A 23,034-nucleotide genomic window follows, 5' to 3' on the forward strand; every position below is an offset into this window, starting at 1 on the left:
CTGTGCTAAGGGCGCTCGCAAGCCCCGGGCGCCGCACCGGGCCGGATCTCCAGACGAGGAATACCTTGGCCAGTCGTTCTCTTGCCGTTTCGCTTCTCTGCCTGACGCTGCTTGGCACGGCTGCCTGCGATACGCGCCCGGTCAGCGAAGAGAACCGCGACGCCAATGCGCTGGAAGCGATCGGCAGCGAAAGCGCCTGCATCGACGAACTGTCCGATCCCGAACTGCTGCGCATGCAGCGCAAGGTGGACGATGCCCTGCGCAAGGCGCTGCTGGAGGGCAAGTCGCTCGATCCGGCCGCTCAGGCAGCCGAGGCTCTGGATCGCGGCGATTTCCGCCTGGCCGGGGCGCTTACCGCAAAGGGCGTCTCCACTTCGGTCTATGGCGCGCAGTGCCGGATCATGGGCGGGTTGAGCGCGCGCGCGATCCGCGCCGTGTCGTTCATCGACGGGGTTCCCGCCGACCAGCCAAAGATCGACTACCTGACCCGCGCCGAGACGTTCGCGCGGGCCTACAACGCGGCGATCCTGGCTGACGAGCGCTACCCTTATGGGGACATCTGCCGCAAGTTCGACGGCAAGGTCGAACTCGGCGAGGACGGCACGCTGCAGGTACAGGGCGCCGGGCCTTCCGATCACGCATTCGGTTTCGCCGATCTCGGACCGGTGCGCTCTGCGCCGACCCTTGCCGAACTGGCACGGCGCGGTTCGGTCAGCCGCCTCGACGGCCTGTTGCGGTCCGGTCAGTACGACGTGAACACGCCCGACCTGTTCGGCATGACGCCGCTCGCCTGGGCGATAGCCTATCGCCGCCGCGGCGCTTCCGACCTGCTGCTGCGGGCCGAATCGAGCCCGGGCGGATCGCGCTGCCAGACGATCTACGACCGCCGCTCGCCGATGCAGGTGGCCCGCGTGCAGCAATGGGTGGGCATGCTGCGGCGCATGCAGCCGCTGGTGACCGAGGACGATTTCAACGCGCTGCAGGAACTGCCGCGCCTTTCCGATGGCGATATCGACCGGTTCAACCACGGGCTGACGCAGCTCAACGACAGTTTCGCCGAGCAGTTCAGCAAGAACAGGTACCTCACCAAGCACCGGATCTATTTCACGGTGAACAGCGATGGCGAATCGACCGGCTGCCGTATCGAGCCCTCGACCGACTATCCCGACTACGACGAGAAGATCTGCGCGCTGGGCCTCGATGTCCTGCACTGGAAGCCGGCGCGCGGCGTCTTCGGCAACGTGATCGATGGCGAGGCTTCGCTGATCGTCGGGGTGCGCTCGCGCTAGGGGCGATGCCCGGATCCGGGTGTCTGGGGCCCGGTGAAAGGGGCGCGCGGGCGAAAGGGGGGTGACATTCGCCGCCCGATCCCCTAAGGGGCCGCCTTCCTATCAAGCGCGACCTAAAGCGAAAGCGAGTGCAGACTATGAAACTGAATGATATCCGCGACAACTCGGGTGCCCGTCATCGCCGTATGCGTATCGGCCGTGGCATCGGCTCGGGCAAGGGCAAGACCGGTGGCCGTGGCCAGAAGGGTGCGAAGGCACGTTCGGGCGTTTCGATCAACGGCTTCGAGGGCGGCCAGATGCCGCTCCACATGCGTCTTCCGAAGCGCGGCTTCTCGAACAAGAAGTTCGCCAAGGACTTTGCCGAAGTGAACCTGGGCATGGTCCAGAAGGCGATCGACGCCGGCAAGCTCGACATTTCGGGCACCGTCGATCACGCCGCCCTGAAGACCGCTGGCCTGGCCCGCGGTGGCAAGGACGGCGTCCGCCTGCTCGGCAAGGGCGAGCTGACTGCCAAGGTCGAATTCAACGTCGCCGGTGCCTCGAAGGGCGCCGTTGCCGCGGTCGAAAAGGCCGGTGGTTCGGTGGTGCTTCCCGCCAAGGAAGCAGCCGAAGCCTGAGGCAAGGCGGTAAAGTGATCTGATGATCCGGAGAGGGCGGGCGCCAGGCGCTTCGCCCTCTCATGCTGTTCAGTCCACGGTTTTTCGAGACAGGGGTTTTCGCTCCCGCCTCGAGAACTATATGACGAGTTCCTGTCCCGGGGTTCGACAAGCCGGCATGCAGCCGCTAAGGGCGACTCCGATAAGATTCTTCGAGGCATCCCTAACGTCATGGCATCTCGCGCCGACAACATCGCAAGTTCGCTCAGTCTTGCCAATTTCTCCAAGGCAACCGAACTCAAGAACCGCATCTGGTTCACGATCGGTGCGCTGATCGTCTTCCGCTTCCTGAGCTTCGTGCCGCTGCCGGGTGTGAACCCGCTGATTCTCGAATCGCTCTACAGCCAGACGCAGGGCGGCATTCTCGACCTGTTCAACACCTTCTCGGGCGGTTCGCTTTCGCGCATGAGCCTGATCGCGCTCGGCGTGATGCCTTACATCACCGCCTCGATCGTGGTGCAGCTGGCCGCTTCGCTCCATCCGGCGCTGATCGCGCTGAAGAAGGAAGGCGAGGCCGGCCGCAAGAAGCTGAACCAGTACACCCGCTTCGGCACCGTCGGCCTGTGCGCGATCCAGGGCTACTTCCTGGCTGTCAGCCTCGAGGCCTATGGCGCGTCGAGCGGCCTGCAAGCGGTCGTCGATCCGGGCTTCATGTTCCGCATCGGCGCGGTCATCTCGCTGGTGGGCGGCACGATGTTCCTGCTGTGGCTGGGTGAGCAGATCACTTCGCGCGGCATCGGCAACGGCGTATCGCTGATCATCATGGCCGGCATTGTCGCGCAGATGCCGACTTTCGCCAGCAACCTGGGCCAGGCCTACAGTGCGGGCGACACCGGTTCGTTCCTGATCATGGCGCTGATCGTCCTCATCATCGCGATGATCCTGATGATCTGTTTCATGGAGCGCGCACAGCGCCGCCTGCTGATCCAGTATCCCAAGCGCGCCACGCAGCGCGGCATGATGCAGGCCGACCGCAGTCACCTGCCGCTCAAGATCAACACCGCGGGCGTGATCCCGCCGATCTTCGCCAGCTCGCTGCTGCTGCTGCCGCTCACGATCACCCAGTTCGCCGGCAATTCGCTTTCGCCGGAATCGACGATGGGCCAGATCGTGGTCACGCTGAACCAGTACCTGGGCCACGGCAAGCCGCTCTACATGCTGCTCTACGCAGCCGGCATCGTGTTCTTCTCGTTCTTCTACACCGCTGTCGTCTTCAATCCGGAAGAGACTGCCGAGAACCTGAAGAAGAACGGCGGCTTCATCCCGGGCATCCGTCCGGGCAAGAATACCGCGACCTATCTCGACTACGTGCTGACGCGCGTAACGGTGATCGGTGCGATCTACCTGACCATCGTCTGCACGGTACCTGAGTACTTCCTGTCGATGACCGGCTTGCCGCTGCTCTTCATGGGTGGCACGAGTCTGCTGATCGTCGTCAACGTGACGGTCGATACGATCACCCAGATCCAGTCTCACCTGCTGGCGCACCAGTACGGCGACCTGATCAAGAAGGCGAAACTGAAAGGCCGCATCCGTTAAGGGGCGAGCGCCGGACATATAACTGAGGGGTAAGGCGTGAATATCATTCTGCTGGGTCCGCCGGGAGCGGGTAAGGGCACCCAGGCACAGCGTCTCGTCGAGCGGCACGGCATGCGCCAGCTTTCGACCGGTGACATGTTGCGTGCGGCAGTGAAGGCGGAGACCCCGACCGGTCTCGAAGCCAAGGCTGTCATGGAACGCGGCGAGCTGGTCTCGGACGCCATTGTTTCGGCGCTGATCGGTGACGAACTGGATGCGATGGGCCCCGATGCGGGCGCCATCTTCGACGGCTATCCCCGCACCGCGGCGCAGGCCGAATCGCTCGATGCGATCCTGGCGCAGCGCGGTCGCAAGCTGGATCACGTGATCGAGCTGGTGGTTGACGAGGACGCGCTGGTCGAGCGCATCACCGGTCGCTTCACCTGCGCCACCTGCGGCAAGGGTTACCACGACAAGTTCGAGCAGCCCAAGGTTCCGGGAACCTGCGACAAGTGCGGCGGAACCGAGTTCAAGCGCCGTCCCGACGACAATGCCGAGACCGTGCGCACGCGCATGGCCGAGTACCGGGCCAAGACCGCGCCGATCCTGCCGATCTACGAATCGCGCGGGATCGTTGCGAAGACTGACGGCATGGCGGACATGGACGACGTGACCGCAGCGATCGAGGCCGTCCTCGGTTCCTGATCGTGCCTGACGGGTGAAGGGCAGGGGCCTTGCGGCTCCGCCTCTCACCCGGGGCCGCCTCCGCCGCCTGCGCGGAGAAAGGCCGGAAACCTTCCAGGAGAACCGCTCCGATGAAATCCGCTGCATTCGCTCTTGCCCTGGCTCTCTTCGGGAGCGCCGTACCGGCTTGGGCGAAAGTGGCGGAAGTATCGGAGCGCGGTTTCGTGGTGCGCCATCTCGTCGAGGTGTCGGCCGGTCCGGCCAAGACCTGGGACATGATTCTCGATCCCGCCAAGTGGTGGGAATCCTCGCATACATGGTCGGGCGATGCGGCCAATCTTTCGATCGAGGCGAAGGCGGGCGGGTGCTTCTGCGAAGTGCTGCGCAATCCCAAGTCGCCCAATGCCGCGCCGCGCGGCAGCGTCGAGCATATGCGGGTGGTCTATATCGAGAACGGGCGCGCGCTGCGCATGGTCGGCGCGCTGGGGCCCTTGCAGGCCGATGCCGCGAACGGCACGCTGACGATCGAGATCAAGCCGGGCAAGGAGGGCACGCAGGTCCTGCTCGAATATGTCGTGGGCGGTTTCCTGCGCAAGCCGATGGACAAGCTCGCACCCGCGGTCGACGGGATGCTCGGTGCGCAGCTGGCAAGCCTTGCGGACAAGCTGGGCAGCCCGTTTTCCGCTGCTTTCCCGTTGCCCGACGACGCGCCGGAAGGCGCGCCGACAGCCGAAAAGGCCGGTCCGCCGACACCGCCTGCATCGACTGGCGACGAAATTATCGGTCGTTGAGCGAGGGGGTGTGTTTTGGCATATTTTGACTGCGCGCCATGGATACGGTACGAAGTGAACACAGGTTGAGCGCTGGCCGCCAGGCAATGGCGGATACGGCGCCGTTTCTCGTCCGCTGGACGTTGACAGGTGCTGCGAATCGTTTTAAGCGCGCCCTTCATTCGAAAACCACGGTAGTCCGGATGGCTCAGGTCGCAGGTGTCAAAGGCACCGTGTGGCGCGCCTTCTGGGCTTTTGCCATTTCTTCGGAATTCGGATGGCAAGCGTTGAGATGGAGGGCGCCCAAGCGTCTTCTGTGGAGCATGGAGATTTAAGTGGCTCGTATTGCCGGGGTAAATATCCCCACCAACAAGCGCGTTATCATCGCGCTCACGTATATCCACGGTATCGGTCGTACCAAGGCCGTTGAGATCGCCGACAAGCTCGGCATCGATCACACCCGTCGTGTTCAGGACCTCTCGGACGCCGAAGTGCTCCAGATCCGTGAAACCATCGACGCCGACCACCTGGTCGAGGGTGACCTTCGTCGCGAAACCGCGATGAACATCAAGCGCCTCATGGACCTCGCCTGCTATCGCGGCCTGCGTCACCGTAAGGGTCTGCCCGTTCGCGGCCAGCGCACCCACACGAACGCCCGTACCCGCAAGGGTAAGGCCAAGCCGATCGCCGGCAAGAAGAAGTAAGCCTGACGGGCCGTTTCGGCCCTCGGTTTCCGCAGCGATTTATCGACAGGATACACGGACATGGCACGCGAACCCCAGCGCATTAAGCGCCGCGAACGCAAGAACATCACGAGCGGCATTGCGCACGTCAATGCGAGCTTCAACAACACCATGGTGACCATCACCGACGCCCAGGGCAACGCGATTTCGTGGTCCTCGGCCGGCATGATGGGCTTCAAGGGCAGCCGCAAGTCGACTCCCTATGCCGCCCAGGTCGCCGCCGACGACGCCGGCAAGAAGGCCGCCGAGCATGGCGTGCGCACCCTCGAGGTCGAGGTCAAGGGTCCCGGCTCGGGCCGCGAGAGCGCCCTGCGCGCCCTGCAGGCCGTCGGCTTCACGATTACCTCGATCCGCGACGTGACACCGATCCCGCACAACGGTGTCCGCCCCTCGAAGCGCCGCCGCGTCTGATCGAGTTATTCCGGGCAACGAACCGGTCGTTGCCCGGCCTTCGGATCGTCCCAGGCCTTTCCACCCGGCCTGAGGACGTAACCGCCATCGAAATCCCAGGGGAAGTCCATGACTGTCAACATCAAGAACTGGCAGGAACTCAAGAAGCCGAACAGCCTTGAGATCAAGCCGGGACCAGACCCCAAGCTGAAGGCGACTTTCGTTGCCGAACCTCTCGAGCGCGGCTTCGGCCTGACGCTGGGTAACGCGCTGCGCCGTGTTCTGCTCTCCTCGCTGCAGGGTGCAGCGATCACCTCGATCAAGATCGAGAACGTGCTTCACGAGTTCTCGTCGCTTGCCGGCGTGCGTGAGGACGTCACGGACATCGTCCTGAACGTCAAGCAGATCGCGCTCAGGATGCAGGGCGAAGGCCCCAAGCGCCTGCAGCTTTCGGCCACCGGCCCGGCAGAGGTCAAGGCTGGCGATATCGCCGTCTCGGGCGACATCGAGGTCATGAACAAGGACCTCGTGATCTGCCACCTCGACGAGGGTGCGACGCTGAACATGGAACTGACTGCCGACACCGGCAAGGGCTACGTCCCTGCCGTCGGCAACCGTCCCGTCGATGCACCGATCGGCCTGATCCCGGTCGACTCGCTCTACTCGCCGGTCCGTCAGGTCAGCTACAAGGTCGAGAACGCCCGTATCGGCCAGGAGCTGGACTTCGACAAGCTGAGCCTGACCGTCGAGACCGACGGCACGGTGACCCCGGAAGATGCCGTGGCCTATTCGGCGCGCATCCTTCAGGACCAGCTTGCCCTGTTCGTCCACTTCGAGGACATCGCCCCGGTCGGCGCTCCGCAGATGATCGGCATGGCCGCTGCGCAGCCCGAGGAAAGCGACACCAACCAGCTCAACCGTTACCTCCTCAAGAAGGTCGACGAGCTTGAACTGTCGGTGCGTTCGGCGAACTGCCTCAAGAACGACAACATCATCTACATCGGCGATCTCGTGCAGAAGACCGAGGCCGAGATGCTCCGTACGCCGAACTTCGGCCGCAAGTCGCTCAACGAGATCAAGGAAGTCCTTTCCTCGATGGGCCTGCGCCTCGGCATGGACATCCCGGGCTGGCCGCCCGAGAACATCGAAGAGATGGCCAAGAAGCTCGAACAGGAGCTCCTTGGATAAGGAACCAGTCGACCCGGCGCGAGCCGGGTCGATGCTTTGGGCGAAAGGTGGCGGCCCTGACGGCCACCTGGATCGGGCTACCTCGCACGGGCCCCCTACGAACGGAGAATGAACATGCGTCACAAGTACGGTCAGCGTAAGCTGCAGCGCACCTCGGGCCACCGCGCCGCCCTTCTGCGCAACATGGCTGCCGCGCTCATCAAGCACGAGCAGATCCAGACCACCACGCCCAAGGCGAAGGAACTGCGTCCCTACATCGAGAAGCTCATCACGCTCGCGAAGCGCGGTGGCCTTTCGAACCGCCGTCTGGCCCACTCGCGCCTGATGGACGAGGCCCAGGAAAAGAAGCTCTTCGAAGTTCTGGCCGAGCGCTATGCCGGTCGCAGCGGTGGCTACACCCGCATCATCAAAGCCGGCATCCGCGCTTCGGACGCCGCCCCGATCGCGATCATCGAGCTGGTCGACCGTGACGTCGACGCCAAGGGCCAGGATTCGGGTCCGGTGATGAACGAAGCCGAGGAATACGCCGAGGCCTGAGCCCGGACGCATTCATCGACAAGATTGCGTGAGCGGTCGCGAGTGCTAGACTCGCGGCCGCTCTTGCGTTTGGGATTGGGAGAGAACGATGCGGCGCCTCAAGGCAGTCGCACTGGGTTGGTTGCCCCCTGTGGCCGGGGGCCCGTCGCGGGCGTCGATCTTCTCGCTGGCGTTGACCTTGTCGCTGGCGCTGGCGACGCCCATCTGTGCCGGGACCATGGCTGACCAGACATATCCGCAAACGCGCCGCGACGACATCGTCGAAACCCACTTTGGTGAGAAGATCGCCGATCCCTACCGCTGGCTGGAGGCGGACGTGCGCCAGTCGCCCGAGGTGGCCGAGTGGGTTGCGCGCGAGAATGCGGTGACCGAGGACTACCTCGCTGGCCTGCCGCAGCGGGCGCGCTTTGCCCAGCGCATCCGCGAGATCATGAACTACGAGCGCTACGGCCTGCCCGACAAGGCGGGGCAGCGCTATTTCTATACCCGCAATTCCGGCCTGCAGCCGCAGTCGCAGCTGTTCGTGCGCAAGGGGCTGCACGGCAAGCCGAAGCTCCTGCTCGACCCCAATGCCTGGGCTAGCGACGGCGCGACCGCGCTTGACGCCTGGGAACCCTCCGAGAAGGGGCACTTCCTGCTCTACAGCGTACAGGACGGCGGCAGCGACTGGCGCATCCTGCGCGTGCTCGACGTGCGCAGCGGAGAGCCGCTGGAAGACGAAGTGCGCTGGGCCAAGTTCACCGGCCTGTCCTGGGTCGGCGAGGAAGGCTTCCTCTATTCGCGCTTTCCCGCGCCGGAGGAAGGGACGGCGTTCCAGGGGCTGAACTACAACCACACGGTCTATTTCCACCGCCTGGGCACACCGCAGTCGCAAGACGAGGTGGTCTTCGCGACGCCCGATCATCCCGAGTACAATCACTTCGCGCGGGTGACGCAGGATGGGAGGCTGGCGGTCATCACCACGTCCGTGGGCACCGATGCGCGGTACGAGGTCTCCGTGATCGATCTCGACAAGCGCGCAGAGCAGGGCTGGAAGGCGCGCAAGATCGTCTCCGGGTTCACCGACGACTGGCGCCTCGTCGAAGGCTCCGGAGAGCACTTGTGGTACGTCACCAACAAGGATGCGCCGCGCTACCGCCTGGTCGGCATCGACTTGTCCAAGGACCATCCGGAATGGACCGAACTCGTCGGCGAGCGCACGGACATCCTCGAGCGCGCGGGCATCGTCGGCGATCAGCTCGTGCTCAACTACATGCGCGATGCCGCCAGTCATGCCGAGATCATCGGACTCGATGGCAGGCCGGGGCGCACGATCACGCTGAACGGTATCGGCACCGCCTCGGGCTTTCGCGGCCGGCCGGGTGATCCCGAGACCTTCTACGCCTTTTCGAGCTTCAACTGTCCCGCCGCGATCTACCGCATGAACATCGCTTCGGGCGAGACCGAACCCTTTGCCGAGCCCAAGCTGTGCTTCGATCCGCAGGACTATTCGGTCGAGCAGCGCTTCTTCAGGTCGAAGGACGGCACCCGCGTGCCGATGTTCGTCGTGCGCGGCAAGACGGTGGCGCGGATGAACCGGCCGGTGCCGACACTGCTTTACGGCTACGGCGGTTTCGACGTCTCGCTGACTCCGGGCTTCTCCGCGGTGCGCCTTGCCTGGCTGGAGGCGGGCGGTGCCTTTGCCCTGGCGAACCTGCGCGGCGGCGGCGAATACGGGCGGGAGTGGCACGATGCGGGGCGCCGTGCGAACAAGCAGAACGTGTTCGACGACTTCATCGCCGCCAGCGAGTACCTGATCGACGAGGGCATCGCGAAGAAGGACGGCCTTGCCATCCAGGGCGGGTCCAACGGCGGACTTCTGGTCGGCGCGGTGGTCAACCAGCGGCCCGATCTCTACGCGGCCGCAGTGGCGCAAGTGGGCGTGATGGACATGCTGCGCTTCGATCGTTTCACGGCCGGGCGGTACTGGGTGGACGATTACGGCTATCCGGACAGGGAAGCCGACTTTCGCATCCTGCGATCCTATTCGCCTTATCACAACATTCGCGGCGGGGTGGACTACCCCGCGATTCTGGTGACTACGGCGGACACCGACGACCGCGTCGTGCCCGGGCACTCGTTCAAGTACACTGCGGCGCTGCAGGCGGCCGATATCGGCGACAGGCCGCACCTGATCCGGATCGAGACGCGGGCCGGGCACGGTTCGGGCAAGCCCACCGACAAGGCGATCGAGGAAGGCGCGGACATCCTCGCCTTCATTGCGCGCTGGACCGGGCTGAAGATTCCGCAAGGCGGGCGGTGTTCAGAAAAATGACTATTTAGCTGAACAATGGCTGTAGCCGGGGTTCAGCGTCACCTCATGGCCCGATTGTTAGAACCTTCTCATGCCCGGACATGGCGTCCGGATGAGAAAGGAAACGAAGCCATGGAAAAGTTCACCAGGAATGTGGTCGGCACCGTGGCCGCCGGTGCCATGGCGGTTGCGACGGCCAGCCCGGCATTGGCCCGGGACCACAGCGGCGGGATCGGCACCGGGGACGTGATTGCCGGCGCCCTCGTCATCGGCGGGATCGCTGCGGTTGCCGCGGCCGCCAGTAGCGGCAACGACCGCTACGATTATCGCTATGACCGCGATCGCCGCGGGCGCTACGACTATGGCCGGGCCGGATATGGCCGGGGCATGAGCGCGCGCGATGCCGTGCAGCAATGCGTGCGCACGGCCGAGCGGGCGGCCAGCCGCTACAGCTATGGCGGCAGGGCCAAGGTAACCGACGTGCGCAAGGTCGATCGCAAGAGCTACGGCTACAAGGTCAAGGGCCGCATCGCGGTGAACGCCATGGGCCGTCACTGGCGCTCGGGCGACCATGACTATGGCCGGGGCTGGAACCGCGATTACCGGGGCTGGAACAGCTCGCTGCGCGGCTACGATTCCGGTTCGTTCGAGTGCAAGGTCGATTATCGCGGCGGGATCCGCGACCTCGACTTCAAGGGCATTCGCGGCCTGTAACATTTGCGACGAGCCGAAAGGCTGAGAGGATGGGCGGTTCATGCCGAAGAAAGCATGGGCCGCCTATTTCATGTCGATGATGGGCGGCGCGGATCGTGCGCGCCGGATGTGGGACTGACCTGCAATGAAGACCTTCCGTTCACGCATAGCTGTCTCGCTTGCCGCCGCTGCGGCCTTGTCCATGACCGCGACGCCGGTTTTCGCCCGTGGCTACGGCGACTGGCGGGGCTATCGCCATCACCACCATGACCGCGGCCTCGATGGCGGTGACGTTCTGGCCGGCCTGCTGATCGTCGGCGGGATCGCAGCCATCGCCAGCGCTGCCAGCAAGTCCGCGAGGGACAAGCAGGTCGAGGAACCCTCCCGCTACCCCGGCGGGCCGGACTACGATGCGCCCGAGGATCGCGGTTACGGTGACGTCCCGCGCGAGGAACGGGGCAATCCGCGTGACTATCCCGAGGGCGCCCGTTCGAACGAGAGCTTCGACGACATGGTGGCAAGCTGCGCCGACGAGATCGAACGCGGCGAACGTCGCATCGATACCGTCGACAATGTCGCGCGCATGGGTGAACGCTACAGCGTCGAAGGCCGGCTTGAGGATGGCCGCGAGTTTGCCTGCAGCATCGACCGCGAGGGGCGCGTGCGCTCGGTGGCGGTCGACGGCCATGCCCTGATCTGATCTCCCGTCCAGTCACGCCAGGGTCGACGCTTCTCGAGACTGGCGACGGGCGAGGCGGCCGGCGCCTCAGTCCTCCGGCGCGCCGGCATGGCCGGGCAGGGCGATGGACCAGTGGATCGCCGCACCGCGCATGGTGAAGCCGGCAAACACCGCGATCGCCCAGGTCAATTGCGCCGACAGCCCAAGCGCGATGCCGAGACCGGCCAGAGCGGCGGAAAGCGCAGCAGCGGTGACGTAGAGTTCCGGGCGCATCAGGATCGAGGGCTGGCCGGCAAGGACATCGCGCACGATGCCGCCGACGCAGCCGGTGATGACGCCCATCATGATCGCAGCGACCGTGGGCACGCCCCAGGCCAGCGCCTTGATCGTGCCGAACACTGCATAAGTCGCCAGCCCCAGCGCATCGGCCCATTCGAGCAGCTTGCCTTCCCACCAGCGTACCGGCGTGAACCAGGCGATCAGGGCGACGGCGAAGCAGACGGGCGCGACGAGCGGGTCCTGAATCCAGAATACCGGGGCGCCGATCAGCAGGTCGCGCACCGAACCGCCGCCGACGCCGGTGACGAGCGCGAAGAAGGCCACGGTCACGAATGTCTGGCGCAGGCGCGCGGCCACCAGCGCGCCGGTCAGCGCGAAGACGGCAATGCCCAGCAGGTCCAGCATCGGCGGCAGGGCGGGCACGGGCGGCGGCGTTATCGCGGAAAGCATCGGCATCATGCCTGTCCCTTAGCACCATCCACAGCACAGGGCAGGGGCCTTGCGTCGCCATGGCAGGGCGCTAAGTCTCGAGACAGGTCACACACAATCAACGGACATTCCCCCCATGCCCGCAACGAATAACAAGCCCGCAACGAACAGAACGCCCGCAACGGAAAAGACGTCCGCGTCCAGGCTGATGCGCTTCTCGCTCCTTCCCCTCCTGCTTGCCGGCGGTGCGTGCACGCAGGCCCCCGGCGAAGTCGCTTCGGCGCCGCCGGCCGATGTCCGTCCGATCCCGGCCGAGGCGGATGGCGATTACAACCTGCCGGCGCAGAAGGAGAAGCTGGCGACGATCCGGATGGACGTCGAGACCGGCTTCCTCAACCAGGAGCAGCGCGATGTCGTCAACCTGCTGATCAAGGCATCGGACCTGATGAGCGAGATCTACCTGCGCCAGCGCTATGCCGAGAACCCGCAGGTGCGCCGCGCGGTCTCGATGAACCGCCGGTCCGACCGCGACCTGCTGGTCGAGATGTTCGACCGCAACTTCGGCCCCTGGGACGAACTGGCCGAACTTCATCCCTTCTGGGGTTCGACCCCGATGCCCGAAGGCGCAGGCTTCTATCCCGAGGATCTGACGCGCGAGGCGCTGGAAGCCTATATCGCCGCCCACCCGGAACAGAAGGAGGCGCTGCTCAGCCCTTATACGGTGGTGAAGCGCGAGGGCGACAGGCTGGTCGCGGTGCCGTACTCGGTGGAGTACAGGCAGTGGCTGGAACCTGCCGCGCAGTTGCTGGAGCAGGCCGCCGCGCGAACCGGCAACGCCAGCCTGAAGAAGTTCCTGTCCCTGCGCGCCAGGGCCTTCCGCACCGACGACTATTTCGAGAGCGAGCTGGCCTGGATGGACCTGACCGGCACGCCCATCGAAGTCGCGATCGGGCCATACGAAGTCTATACCGACCGCCTGATGGGCGCGAAGACCGCCTTCGAGAGCTTCGTGACGCTCAAGGACCCGCAGGAGTCCGCAGCGCTTGCCAAGTACAAGAACTATCTCAAGGACATGGAAGCCAATCTTCCCATCGAGGATCGCTACAAGAACTTCCAGCGCGGCTTCGCCAGCCCGATTGCGGTGGCCGAGCAGGTCCACGGCGGGGGCGACAACGTGCCTGGCGTCCAGACCATTGCCTTCAACCTGCCCAACGACGAGCGCGTGCGCGAGGCGAAGGGCGCGAAGAAGGTGATCCTGTCCAATGTGCTGGGCGCCAAGTTCGAACGCATCCTCAAGCCGATGGGCTCGCTGGTGCTGGAACCCGATCAGGCCGCGCTCGTCGACAAGAAGTACATGCAGTTCGAGACGCTGTTCCATGAACTCTCGCACAGCCTCGGGCCGGGCACGATCGTCGTGAACGGCGAGACGACGACGGTCGACAAGATGCTCAAGGAACAGGGCTCGGCGCTCGAAGAGGCCAAGGCCGACGTCGCGGGGGTCTGGAACATCCTGCTGATGATGCGCAAGGGAGAGATCCCGGCGGCGGAGAAGCCGCAGCTCTTCGCCACCTACTTCACCGGCATCTTCCGCGCCGTGCGTTTCGGCGCGGTGGAGGCGCACGGCAAGGGCGCGGCGCTGCAATACGCCTACCTGCTGGACAAGGGCGCGTTTCGCTGGGACGAGGCCGCGGGCCGCTACGTCATCGACGACGCCCGGATGGAAGCGGGCGTTCGCGACCTGCTGCATGACATTCTGATGCTGCAGGCCCATGGCGATTACGCGGGCACCAAGGCCTTCATGGACAAGTGGGCGAAGCTCGACGCCCATGCCGAAGCCGCCATCGCCTCGATGGGCTCACTGCCGGTCGACATTAGGCCGATCTATCCCGACGCGATCTGATCGCAGATTCGGGAAGTTATTTCCCCGTCATCCCTGCGCAAGCGGGACCCGGGATCGGTTCCGGGGTGACGGGGGATAATGCCGGTGTTGGATAAAGGCCGTCCACAGCCCCTCAGGGACGCATGACCACGCGTCCGAAGGGATGGCCTTCCATGACGAAGCGGTGGGCTTCCTCGGCTTCGCACAGGGCGAATTCGTGCTCGATCGGCATCTCGATCTCGCCCCGCGCGGCGCTTTCGAGCAATTCGGAAACCACGGCATGTCCGCGCGGCGTGTGCATGGCATGGGCGATGGTGATGCCGCTGACGGTCAGGCCGTGCGAGATCAATTCGAAATAGCCGAACTGCGGCGTTTTCGGGCTGGCGACACCGGCGACGGCGTAGCGCGCACCCGGTCGGACGCCCGCGACGATGGAGTCCTTCTCCATGCCCGTGCCCGAATCGACGACGAGATCGAACCCTTTGCCGAATGTGATCTCGCGCAGTCGCTTTGTCTTGTCGGCGCCGCGATAATCGATGGCATGGTCAAGCCCGAGCGGAGCGATGCGCGCGAGGCGATCGTCGCCCAGCGCGGTGCCGGTCAACCTTGCCCCGGCTGCTCGCCCGAGCTGGACCGCGGCAATTCCCACCCCCAGCGTCGCGCCGTGGATCAGCACGTCCATGCCCGGCCGGACCTGGCCGAAGGCATGGAGGCACTCATGCGCAGTGCCGAAAGTGAGCGGGATGACGGCGGCGAGGGCAAGGTCCAGGCCTTCCGGCACATGCCAGACGCTGCCCTGCGGTGCGGCGAAAAGCTCGGCATGGCTGCCGCCAAAGTTGAAGCCGACGACGCGGTCGCCCACGCGAAAGCCGGTGACGGCGCCGCCCAGCGCCTCGACCGTACCGGCGGCCTGGCATCCGGCGACATGTTGTTCTTCCGTGAGCGGGGCGAGGTAGCGGCATACCATGTCCATCCCCTCGACCGATATGTACTCGACGCGGATCAGCACCGCGTCTTCGGCAAGCGCGGGATCGGGAACGGACCCGTAATACAGCGCATCCGGCCCGCCGCTTTCCAGATAATAGGCCGCCTTCACCTCGATCCCCCGCCCCTGCAATGCTTTGCAAGATGATAAATAGGAATGAAGTTATAAGAGGATCAAGTGACCTATCAGCAATTTAACTCAGCGAGGTTGGAAAAATTCGGCGCTCCGGGCCGCTTTTACCTGCCGAATGCGCGTTTCAATCGCGCGCGAAAAGCTGGCCAAGATCCGCGAACGCCTTGATCTCTATTGCGTTTCCCGAGGGATCTCGGAAGAACATCGTCGCCTGCTCGCCCGCCTGTCCGGGAAAGCGCACATGCGGGGCGATGACGAATTGCGTCCCCGCTGCCGTGAGCCGCTCCGCAAGTTCGTGCCACTGCCCCAGAGTGAGAACCACGCCGAAGTGCGGCACGGGGACCGCGTGGCCGTCAACCGGATTCGCGCCGGCATCGCTTGCGGTCATCCCCGGCACGAGGTGGGCGACGATCTGGTGTCCGAAAAAGTCGAAGTCGATCCATTCCGCGCTGCTGCGCCCTTCCGGGCAGCCCATCGTCCCGCCCCAGAACTGGCGCGCGGCAGCAAGGTCGTGGACAGGAAAGGCGAGATGGAAAGGGCACAGTGTCATGTCGCCAGAACTACGGTTATCGAGAGGAGAGGCCAAGGGCGATCTGCGCATGTCGCCTTGTGCATCGGTTGCGCTCAAGGCGCTGCGTATTCCTCGGCCCGGGTCTGGCGCGCCAGCTTGCGGCGGCCGAAACGGGCGATGATTGCCCGGCCCAGCGACTGGCCCGGCCGCTCTACCAGGCGATAAGCCACGTAGGCGAGAGCATAGGCGATCGGCGCGGTGATCGCGAAAGTCAGGGCGAAACGCGCGGCAGCGGGAATGTCCTGTGCCCATTGCCCGATGGTCCAGGCAGCCACGCGATGCAGGACCAGCAGGTGGATGAGATAGACGCCGAAGGACAGCTCGCCCAGCCAGTGGAATGGCGGCGCGCCGAGCAGGCGGGACAGGCGGTCGATCCACGGGACCGAGCGCCAGTGCACCAGCGCGAAGAAGCCGAGCAGGATGCCTTCGCGCACGGCCAGGTGGAGCGGGTCGGTCTTGCCGCCGAGCGGGATTGCAGCCAGCGCTGCGGCAATGACGAGGCAGGCCGCCGCGTTTCTTTCCAGCGCCGCCGCGATGAGCATTCCGGCGGCGAACAGGTGCATCTTGAGCGGCAGGAACGAAGGCATCGGATAGGCCGCGCCCAGCGCATCCGTCAGCACGGCGACGGCCACCGCAAGAAGGGAGACGCATAGCGCGGTCCTTATCCAGCCCAGCCGTCCGGCAAGGAGTACGGCGAAGGGGAACACCGCGTAGAACTGCATTTCCAGCCCCAGGCTCCAGTCGGGCAGGGGCGTGCGGAAGGCATATTCGGGCAGCAGGCCGAACAGGTAGGTGACGTGCAGCAGGACGTTCGAGAAACTCGCGTCGGTGTAGCGCTCCGGCTCCTGCAGGCTCTGCCCGAGAAAGCCGTCGATCAGAACGCGGTCGGCGTAGATGGCCTTGCCCGCCAGCAGGGCAGCGGCAAGCAGGACGAAATAGAGCGGCGAGACCCGGAAGAAGCGCCGGGTCCAGAAGGCGGCCCAGGTTGCAGGGCGCGCCCAGTCCTCCCTGTCCTTTCGCAGCTGGAACTGGAAGGTCATCAGGAAGCCGGACAGCAGGATGAACAGGTCGACGCCGAGGTCTGGCTTGCCCAGGATGGGGAGGGAAAAGCCGGTCAGGATCAGGCAATGGCCGATCAGTACCCATAGCGCGGCAAGGCCGCGCAGGCCGTCGAGACATTCGATCCTGTTCAAACGCTGCTCCTGCCCTGCGCGATGGCCTCCTGTGCGGCGGCGCGATCCGCGACTGAAAAGGAACTTGCCGATGGGGGCGGGCCGTTCCACCGCGTTTCGACGGGAGGAGGCGCAGCTTCGTGCAGTCGAGCGGGGCGATCACGCGATTTTCCGCTCGCCGCGCGCAGGCCTGCTTTCGGCGCTTGGGGCGGTTTGCCGATCTGCCCCCCGGCGCGTTCCAGATTCTTGTTTTGCCGCGCTTTCCGGGTCGTCAGCTGATGGCACCTGACCTGGAAACGCTCCAGATGCGAAAAGGGCCGGCGATGCTGCTGCACCGCCGGCCCTTTTTCAGGTTCGGATCGCGCCCGGGGCGCGTCAGATGTGGATCGGCTTGCCGGTCACGGCCATGGCCGCTTCCTTGATCGCTTCCGAATGGGTCGGGTGCGCGTGGCAGGTATAGGCGATGTCTTCGCTGGTCGCGCCGAATTCCATGGCCTGCGCGGCCTGGGCGATCATCGTGCCGGCAACCGAGGCGATGCACCACACGCCGAGCACGCGGTCGGTCTCGGCATCGGCGATCACCTTCACGAAGCCGTCGGGCTCGTGGTTGGTCTTGGCACGCGAGTTGGCGAGCATCGGGAACTTGCCGACCTTGACTGCACCGCGCTCCTTGGCCGCTTCCTCGGTCAGGCCGACGCCGGCGATCTCGGGGAAAGTATAGACCACGCCGGGGATGACGTCGTGGTTCACGATGCCGGTGAGGCCTGCGATGTTCTCGGCCACGGCAATGCCTTCATCCTCGGCCTTGTGCGCCAGCATCGGGCCGGGGATCACGTCGCCGATGGCCCAGACGCCGTCGACCTTGGTCGCGAAGTCGTGGTCGGTCTCGATCTGGCCGCGCTGGTTGAGCTCGAGGCCGATCTTGTCGAGGCCGAGGCCCTCGGTGTTGGGACGACGGCCGATCGAGACGAGCACTGCGTCGGCCTCGATCACTTCGGCATCGCCGCCCGCGGCTGGCCCGACGGTGACCTTGGCCTTCTTGCCCTTCACCTCGACGCCGGTCACCTTGGTGCCCAGCTTGAGCGTCATGCCCTGCTTCTTGAACAGCTTGCCCGCTTCCTTGCGCACTTCGCCGTCCATGCCGGGCAGGAGCTGGTCGAGGAATTCGACGACGGTCACTTCCGCGCCGAGGCGTCGCCAGACCGAGCCGAGCTCGAGGCCGATCACGCCGCCGCCGATGACGACCATCTTCCTGGGAACCGAAGCCAGTTCCAGCGCGCCGGTCGAATCGACGACGACGCCCTTTTCATTGTCGATCTCGACGCCGGGCAGGGGGGTGACCGAGGAGCCGGTGGCGATGACGATGTTCTTGGCGGTTACCGACTTGCCGGCAACTTCGACGGTGTGCGCGTCCTTGAACTGCGCGTAGCCCTTGAGCCAGTCGATCTTGTTCTTCTTGAACAGGAACTCGATGCCGCCGGTCAGGCCCTTCACCGAATCGCGGCGCTGGCCGTGCATGGCCTCCAGGTCGAGTTCGGGCGTAACCTTGACGCCCAGCTTGGTCATCGCGCCGCTGGCGGCCTGCTCGAAGTATTCCGAGGCATGGAGCATCGCCTTGGAAGGAATGCAGCCGACGTTGAGGCAGGTACCGCCCAGCGTTTCGCGCCCTTCGGCGCAGGCGGTCTTGAGGCCGAGCTGCGCGGCGCGGATCGCGGCAACGTAGCCGCCCGGGCCGGCACCGATGACAAGGACGTCGTAATCGTAATCAGCCATGTGAGGCCTCCGTCGCGCCTGGGCTTCGACAAGCTCAGCCTGGGCGGGAATAGTGCTTGTTCAATCGAATACCGCGCGGCGTCCGCTCATCTCGAGCTTGTCGAAGGATGCCGCGCGGCATGAAAACGTCAAAGGTCGATCAGGAGACGCGTGGGATCCTCGATCGCTTCCTTGATGGTCTTGAGCGCGGTGACCGCCTCGCGACCGTCGATGATGCGGTGGTCGTAGGACAGCGCGATGTACATCATCGGACGGATGACGATTTCGCCATTGCGCACGACCGGGCGGTCCTCGATGCGGTGGAGGCCCAGTACCGCCGACTGCGGCGGGTTGATGATCGGGGTCGACATCAGGCCGCCGAACACGCCGCCGTTGGAAATCGTGAAGGTACCGCCTTTCATGTCTTCCATGGTCAGCGTGCCTTCCTTGGCGCGCTTGCCGTAGTCGGCGATGGCCTGCTCGATGCCGGCGAAGCCCAGCTTGTCGCAGTCGCGCACGACCGGGACGACGAGGCCGTTCGGGGCCGAGACCGCGATCGAGATGTCGACGTAGTCGTGATAGACGATCTCGTCGCCGTCGATCTGGGCGTTGACCGCCGGGATGTCCTTGAGCGCAAGGACCGAGGCCTTGGCGAAGAAGGACATGAAGCCGAGCTTGATGCCGTGCTTCTTGGCGAAGACGTCCTTGTACTTCTCACGCGCTTCCATGACCGCCGACATGTCGACGTCGTTGAAGGTGGTGAGCAGGGCGGCATTGTCCTGCGCGCTCTTGAGGCGCTTGGCGATCGTCTGGCGCAGGCGCGTCATCTTGACGCGCTCTTCCTTGCGCGCGGGCGCGGCGGATGCGGCCGGCGCAGCCGAGGCAGGCGCGGAAGCCGGCTTGTTCTTGGCGGCGGCGATCACGTCGTCCTTGGTGATGCGCCCGTCCTTGCCGGTGCCCTTGATGGTCGAGGGATCGATGCCGTATTCCAGCACCGCGCGGCGCACTGCCGGCGAAAGGACCGAGGCGCCCGAGGGTGCGTCTTCGGCAGCGGCCGGAGCGGCGGCGGGCGCAGCAGCGGCAGGGGCCGGAGCGTCGCTCTTCGCGGCGGCTTCCTTCTTGGGAGCCGGGGCCGAGCCCGAACCTTCCTCGATGGTGGCGATCAGCGCACCGACGGTGACGGTGTCGCCTTCGCCTGCGAGCTGCTGGCCCATGACACCCGCGTGCGGGGCCATGACGTCGATGGCGACCTTGTCGGTCTCGAGGCTGGCAATCGGCTCGTCAGCGGCAACCGCCTCGCCGGGCTGCTTCAGCCACTGGCCGATGGTGGCCTCGGAAACGGATTCGCCGAGCGTGGGGACCTTGACTTCGGTGGACATGGGTTATCTCAAGCCTTCTGCTTGCGTCGGAGTTCGTCACGGACGGAAAGGTGGAGTGCATCGGCCACCAGCGCGGCCTGTTCGGCGGCATGGCGCTTGGCAAGGCCGGTTGCGGGCGAGGCCGAGGCGCCGCGGCCGGCATAGCGCGGACGGCACGCAGAGACGCCGGCTTCCTTGGCGGATTCCTCGATCAGCGATTCGACGAAGAACCAGGCGCCGTTGTTCTTAGGCTCTTCCTGGCACCAGACGATCTCCTCGAGGTTCTTCATGCGCGAGAGGCGCAGGGCCAGCGGTTCGCCCGGGAAGGGGTAGAGCTGCTCGATGCGGATGATCTGGGTGTCGTCGATGTCGTTCTGGTCGCGCGCCTCGAACAGGTCGTAGGCGACCTTGCCCGAACACAGGATGACCTTCTTGGTCTTCTCGTCGCTCGGCGCCTTCGGGTCCGACAGGATGCGGAAGAAGTGGCCTTCGCCCACGAAGTCCGAAGCCGGCGACTTCGCCATCGGATGGCGCAGCAGCGACTTGGGCGTCATGATGATCAGCGGCTTGCGGAACGGACGGTGCATTTGCCGGCGCAGCACGTGGAAGTAGTTGGCCGGGGTGGTGATGTTGCACACCTGGAGGTTGTCCGAGGCGCAGAGCTGCAGGTAGCGTTCGAGGCGGGCGGAGGAGTGCTCCGGACCCTGGCCTTCGTAGCCGTGCGGCAGCAGCATCACGAGGCCGTTGGCGCGCAGCCACTTGGCTTCCGATGCGGCGATGTACTGGTCGATGATGATCTGCGCGCCGTTGGCGAAGTCGCCGAACTGCGCTTCCCACAGGACCAGGGTCTTCGGATCGGCGCTGGCATAGCCGTACTCGAAGCCGAGCACGCCGTATTCCGAAAGCGTCGAGTTCAGAACCTCGAAGGTGCCGTGGGGCAGGGTTTCGAGCGGCGTGTACTTGCGCTCGGTCTTCTGGTCGACCCAGACGGCGTGGCGCTGCGAGAAGGTACCGCGTTCGCAGTCCTGGCCGGACAGGCGCACGCCGTAGCCTTCGGAGACGAGGCTGCCGAAAGCGAGCGCTTCGGCGGTGGCCCAGTCGAAGCCCTCGCCGGTCTTGAACATCTCGTCCTTCGCCTGGATGACGCGGGCGAGGGTCTTGTGGATGGTCAGGTCGTCGGGGACCGTGGTGAGGGTACGGCCGAGGCTGTCGAACAGCTTGCCCTCGATGCCGGTATGCACGTTGCGGCGCGCGGTTTCCGGATCGACCGGCTTGTTGAAGCCGCTCCAGCGCCCGCCGAACCAGTCGGCATGGTTGGCCTTGTAGGTCTTGGCCGCCTCGAATTCCTCTTCGAGGTGGTTGTTGAAGCCTTCCACCGTCGCGGCAAGGAAGGCGTCGTCGATCACGCCTTCGGCCTTCAGGCGCTCGGCGTAGATCGTGCTGACCGAGGGGTGCTTCTTGATCTGCGCATACATCAGCGGCTGCGTGAAGCTGGGCTCGTCGCCTTCGTTATGGCCGAAGCGGCGGTAGCACCACATGTCGATCACGATGTCGCGGCCGAAGGTCTGGCGATAGTCGATCGCCAGCTTGCAGGCGAAGGTCACCGCGGCCGGATCGTCGCCGTTGACGTGCAGGATCGGCGCCTGGACACCCTTGGCGACGTCGGTCGGGTAGGGCGAGTTGCGCGCGAAGTTCGGCGTCGTGGTGAAGCCGATCTGGTTGTTGATGACGAAGTGGATGCAGCCGCCCGTGTTGTAGCCGGCAACGCCCGAAAGGCCGAAGCATTCCCACACCACGCCCTGGCCGGCGAAGGCCGCGTCGCCGTGGATCAGCACCGGCAGGACCTGCTTGTGCTTGGCGCCGGGGCCCACGTCGTCGCCGATGTCGTCATGGAAGACCTGGTAGGCGCGGACCTTGCCGAGCACGACCGGATCGACCGTTTCGAGGTGCGAGGGGTTGGGCATCAGGCTCATGTGGACCTTGATGCCGTCGAACTCGCGGTCGGTGGAAGTGCCCAGGTGGTACTTCACGTCGCCCGAACCGCCGACGTCCTCGGGGTTGGCGGTGCCGCCGGAGAATTCGTGGAAGATGACCTTGTAGGGCTTGGCCATCACGTTGGCGAGAACGTTGAGGCGGCCGCGGTGGGCCATGCCGTAGACGATTTCCTTGACGCCCTGGGCGCCGCCGTACTTGATCACCGACTCCAGCGCCGGGATCATCGATTCACCGCCGTCGAGGCCGAAGCGCTTGGTGCCGACGTACTTCTTGCCGAGAAACTTCTCGTACTGCTCGCCGCGCACGACGGCCTGAAGGATCGCCTTCTTGCCCTCGGGGGTGAACTCGATTTCCTTGTCGGCGCCTTCCATCCGCTCCTGGAGGAAACGGCGTTCCTCGACATCGGCGATGTGCATGTATTCGAGGCCGACCTTGCCGCAGTAGTTGGCGCGCAGGATCTGCACCAGTTCGCGCACCGTGGTCCACTCGAGGCCGAGGTTGCCGCCGACGAAAACAGGCCGGTCGAGCGCGTCGCCGGTGAAGCCGTGGTATTCGGGGGTGAGGTCCTGCGGCAGCTTGCGCTGGTTGAGGCCGAGCGGGTCGAGGTCCGCCGCCAGGTGACCGCGCACGCGATAGGTGCGGATCAGCATCATGGCGCGGATCGCGTCGGCGGCAGCCTGGTCGAGGCTAGCCTGGTCGACCTTCTTGCCGCCCTTGGCAGCGGCCTTTTCGATCTGGACCTTGAGGGCCGTGGGATCGAGGCCCTGGGTGAGGTCGTCTTCGAACTCGGCCCCTACGCGCGGCCAGTTGCTGCGCTGCCAGCTCGGTCCGGGCTGGGGTTCGTCCATGCCGAGGTCCGGAGTGAAATCGAGATTTTCGTTGCCCATCGGAATCACCTTACCTCGTCGGATTAACAGCCCGACGTTACCGAGAAATCAGTTGGAAGCCGGCTGGTTCCCGGGGAGGAAAACCTGGCTGGCCGTTTATGCAGTTATGGTTCTGCCTGTACTTGGCGACCCGGCGCATGGTCCGGCGGGGCGGG

At 65.1% G+C, this 23,034-nt stretch carries 20 protein-coding genes; 13 read left to right on the forward strand and 7 right to left on the reverse strand.

All coding sequences use genetic code 11. The features are described from left to right. The first annotated feature begins 65 nt into the window (after nt 1-65). From JI59_RS14965 to JI59_RS15025, 12 genes are all read left to right on the forward strand, one after another. The gene (locus JI59_RS14965; protein WP_007011852.1) at nt 66-1,289 is read left to right on the forward strand and encodes a hypothetical protein; all 1,224 of its coding nucleotides are present in this window, start codon (nt 66-68) and stop codon (nt 1,287-1,289) included. A gap of 137 nt (nt 1,290-1,426) precedes the next feature. Next, complete coding sequence (rplO, locus tag JI59_RS14970; protein WP_013832940.1) at nt 1,427-1,906, forward strand: 50S ribosomal protein L15; 480 nt, start codon at nt 1,427-1,429, stop codon at nt 1,904-1,906. A gap of 210 nt (nt 1,907-2,116) precedes the next feature. Beyond that, nucleotides 2,117-3,484 (forward strand): preprotein translocase subunit SecY, encoded by a 1,368-nt coding sequence (secY, locus tag JI59_RS14975; protein ID WP_007011850.1) that lies wholly within the window; start codon nt 2,117-2,119, stop codon nt 3,482-3,484. Between the two features lie 36 nt (nt 3,485-3,520). Then, nucleotides 3,521-4,168 carry an adenylate kinase gene (locus JI59_RS14980; RefSeq protein ID WP_007011849.1) on the forward strand — a complete coding sequence of 216 codons (648 nt, stop codon included), beginning with the start codon at nt 3,521-3,523 and terminating at the stop codon, nt 4,166-4,168. Between the two features lie 110 nt (nt 4,169-4,278). Next, complete coding sequence (locus tag JI59_RS14985; RefSeq protein WP_007011848.1) at nt 4,279-4,938, forward strand: SRPBCC family protein; 660 nt, start codon at nt 4,279-4,281, stop codon at nt 4,936-4,938. A gap of 314 nt (nt 4,939-5,252) precedes the next feature. Continuing rightward, nucleotides 5,253-5,621 (forward strand): 30S ribosomal protein S13, encoded by a 369-nt coding sequence (gene rpsM, locus JI59_RS14995; protein ID WP_007011847.1) that lies wholly within the window; start codon nt 5,253-5,255, stop codon nt 5,619-5,621. A 60-nt stretch (nt 5,622-5,681) separates the two neighbouring features. Next, nucleotides 5,682-6,071 carry a 30S ribosomal protein S11 gene (gene rpsK, locus JI59_RS15000; protein WP_007011846.1) on the forward strand — a complete coding sequence of 130 codons (390 nt, stop codon included), beginning with the start codon at nt 5,682-5,684 and terminating at the stop codon, nt 6,069-6,071. Nucleotides 6,072-6,179: 108 nt separating this feature from the next. Further along, nucleotides 6,180-7,238: a DNA-directed RNA polymerase subunit alpha gene (locus JI59_RS15005; RefSeq protein WP_007011844.1), complete on the forward strand. Its 1,059-nt coding sequence runs from the start codon at nt 6,180-6,182 to the stop codon at nt 7,236-7,238. Nucleotides 7,239-7,352: 114 nt separating this feature from the next. Beyond that, the gene (gene rplQ / locus JI59_RS15010) at nt 7,353-7,775 is read left to right on the forward strand and encodes a 50S ribosomal protein L17 (protein ID WP_013832944.1); all 423 of its coding nucleotides are present in this window, start codon (nt 7,353-7,355) and stop codon (nt 7,773-7,775) included. Nucleotides 7,776-7,863: 88 nt separating this feature from the next. Further along, the gene (locus JI59_RS15015; protein ID WP_420798865.1) at nt 7,864-10,089 is read left to right on the forward strand and encodes a prolyl oligopeptidase family serine peptidase; all 2,226 of its coding nucleotides are present in this window, start codon (nt 7,864-7,866) and stop codon (nt 10,087-10,089) included. A 111-nt stretch (nt 10,090-10,200) separates the two neighbouring features. Then, nucleotides 10,201-10,782, forward strand: coding sequence for a hypothetical protein (locus JI59_RS15020; RefSeq protein ID WP_007011841.1), 582 nt, complete (start codon nt 10,201-10,203; stop codon nt 10,780-10,782). A gap of 124 nt (nt 10,783-10,906) precedes the next feature. Further along, nucleotides 10,907-11,461, forward strand: a complete 555-nt coding sequence (locus tag JI59_RS15025; RefSeq protein WP_238532468.1) for a hypothetical protein — start codon at nt 10,907-10,909, stop codon at nt 11,459-11,461. A gap of 66 nt (nt 11,462-11,527) precedes the next feature. Here the strand turns inward: JI59_RS15025 and JI59_RS15030 are convergent, their stop codons facing one another. Further along, a complete protein-coding gene (locus tag JI59_RS15030; protein WP_007011838.1) occupies nt 11,528-12,178 on the reverse strand; it encodes a trimeric intracellular cation channel family protein in 651 nt (216 codons plus the stop codon). 178 nt (nt 12,179-12,356) lie between these two features. Here JI59_RS15030 and JI59_RS15035 point away from each other — a divergent pair, with 178 nt between their 5' ends. Then, complete coding sequence (locus tag JI59_RS15035; protein ID WP_007011837.1) at nt 12,357-14,048, forward strand: dipeptidyl-peptidase 3 family protein; 1,692 nt, start codon at nt 12,357-12,359, stop codon at nt 14,046-14,048. A 112-nt stretch (nt 14,049-14,160) separates the two neighbouring features. Here the strand turns inward: JI59_RS15035 and JI59_RS15040 are convergent, their stop codons facing one another. The 6 genes from JI59_RS15040 to JI59_RS15065 form a co-directional block, all read right to left on the reverse strand. Beyond that, nucleotides 14,161-15,123, reverse strand: a complete 963-nt coding sequence (locus JI59_RS15040) for a quinone oxidoreductase family protein (RefSeq protein ID WP_038576284.1) — start codon at nt 15,121-15,123, stop codon at nt 14,161-14,163. Nucleotides 15,124-15,268: 145 nt separating this feature from the next. Next, on the reverse strand, nt 15,269-15,694 hold the full coding sequence (locus JI59_RS15045; protein WP_007011835.1) for a VOC family protein: 426 nt from the start codon (nt 15,692-15,694) through the stop codon (nt 15,269-15,271). Nucleotides 15,695-15,768: 74 nt separating this feature from the next. Next, complete coding sequence (locus JI59_RS15050) at nt 15,769-16,908, reverse strand: acyltransferase family protein (protein WP_038577707.1); 1,140 nt, start codon at nt 16,906-16,908, stop codon at nt 15,769-15,771. A gap of 354 nt (nt 16,909-17,262) precedes the next feature. Beyond that, nucleotides 17,263-18,660, reverse strand: a complete 1,398-nt coding sequence (gene lpdA / locus JI59_RS15055; RefSeq protein WP_007011832.1) for a dihydrolipoyl dehydrogenase — start codon at nt 18,658-18,660, stop codon at nt 17,263-17,265. 128 nt (nt 18,661-18,788) lie between these two features. Further along, on the reverse strand, nt 18,789-20,018 hold the full coding sequence (gene odhB, locus JI59_RS15060) for a 2-oxoglutarate dehydrogenase complex dihydrolipoyllysine-residue succinyltransferase (RefSeq protein WP_007011831.1): 1,230 nt from the start codon (nt 20,016-20,018) through the stop codon (nt 18,789-18,791). Nucleotides 20,019-20,026: 8 nt separating this feature from the next. Continuing rightward, a complete protein-coding gene (locus JI59_RS15065; RefSeq protein ID WP_038576287.1) occupies nt 20,027-22,879 on the reverse strand; it encodes a 2-oxoglutarate dehydrogenase E1 component in 2,853 nt (950 codons plus the stop codon). Nucleotides 22,880-23,034 lie beyond the last annotated feature (155 nt).

Source organism: Novosphingobium pentaromativorans US6-1 (genome assembly GCF_000767465.1).
GTDB classification, from domain to species: domain Bacteria; phylum Pseudomonadota; class Alphaproteobacteria; order Sphingomonadales; family Sphingomonadaceae; genus Novosphingobium; species Novosphingobium pentaromativorans.

Bases quoted from the DNA above. Each gene is read 5' to 3' on its own strand.
- rplO (WP_013832940.1), top strand. From the start codon at position 1,427: ATGAAACTGAATGATATCCGCGACAACTCGGGTGCCCGTCATCGCCGT.
- secY (WP_007011850.1), top strand. From the start codon at position 2,117: ATGGCATCTCGCGCCGACAACATCGCAAGTTCGCTCAGTCTTGCCAAT.
- JI59_RS14985 (WP_007011848.1), top strand. From the start codon at position 4,279: ATGAAATCCGCTGCATTCGCTCTTGCCCTGGCTCTCTTCGGGAGCGCC.
- rpsK (WP_007011846.1), top strand. From the start codon at position 5,682: ATGGCACGCGAACCCCAGCGCATTAAGCGCCGCGAACGCAAGAACATC.
- JI59_RS15005 (WP_007011844.1), top strand. From the start codon at position 6,180: ATGACTGTCAACATCAAGAACTGGCAGGAACTCAAGAAGCCGAACAGC.
- rplQ (WP_013832944.1), top strand. From the start codon at position 7,353: ATGCGTCACAAGTACGGTCAGCGTAAGCTGCAGCGCACCTCGGGCCAC.
- JI59_RS15015 (WP_420798865.1), top strand. From the start codon at position 7,864: ATGCGGCGCCTCAAGGCAGTCGCACTGGGTTGGTTGCCCCCTGTGGCC.
- JI59_RS15020 (WP_007011841.1), top strand. From the start codon at position 10,201: ATGGAAAAGTTCACCAGGAATGTGGTCGGCACCGTGGCCGCCGGTGCC.
- JI59_RS15025 (WP_238532468.1), top strand. From the start codon at position 10,907: ATGAAGACCTTCCGTTCACGCATAGCTGTCTCGCTTGCCGCCGCTGCG.
- JI59_RS15030 (WP_007011838.1), bottom strand. From the start codon at position 12,178: ATGATGCCGATGCTTTCCGCGATAACGCCGCCGCCCGTGCCCGCCCTG.
- JI59_RS15035 (WP_007011837.1), top strand. From the start codon at position 12,357: ATGCGCTTCTCGCTCCTTCCCCTCCTGCTTGCCGGCGGTGCGTGCACG.
- JI59_RS15045 (WP_007011835.1), bottom strand. From the start codon at position 15,694: ATGACACTGTGCCCTTTCCATCTCGCCTTTCCTGTCCACGACCTTGCT.
- lpdA (WP_007011832.1), bottom strand. From the start codon at position 18,660: ATGGCTGATTACGATTACGACGTCCTTGTCATCGGTGCCGGCCCGGGC.
- odhB (WP_007011831.1), bottom strand. From the start codon at position 20,018: ATGTCCACCGAAGTCAAGGTCCCCACGCTCGGCGAATCCGTTTCCGAG.
- JI59_RS15065 (WP_038576287.1), bottom strand. From the start codon at position 22,879: ATGGGCAACGAAAATCTCGATTTCACTCCGGACCTCGGCATGGACGAA.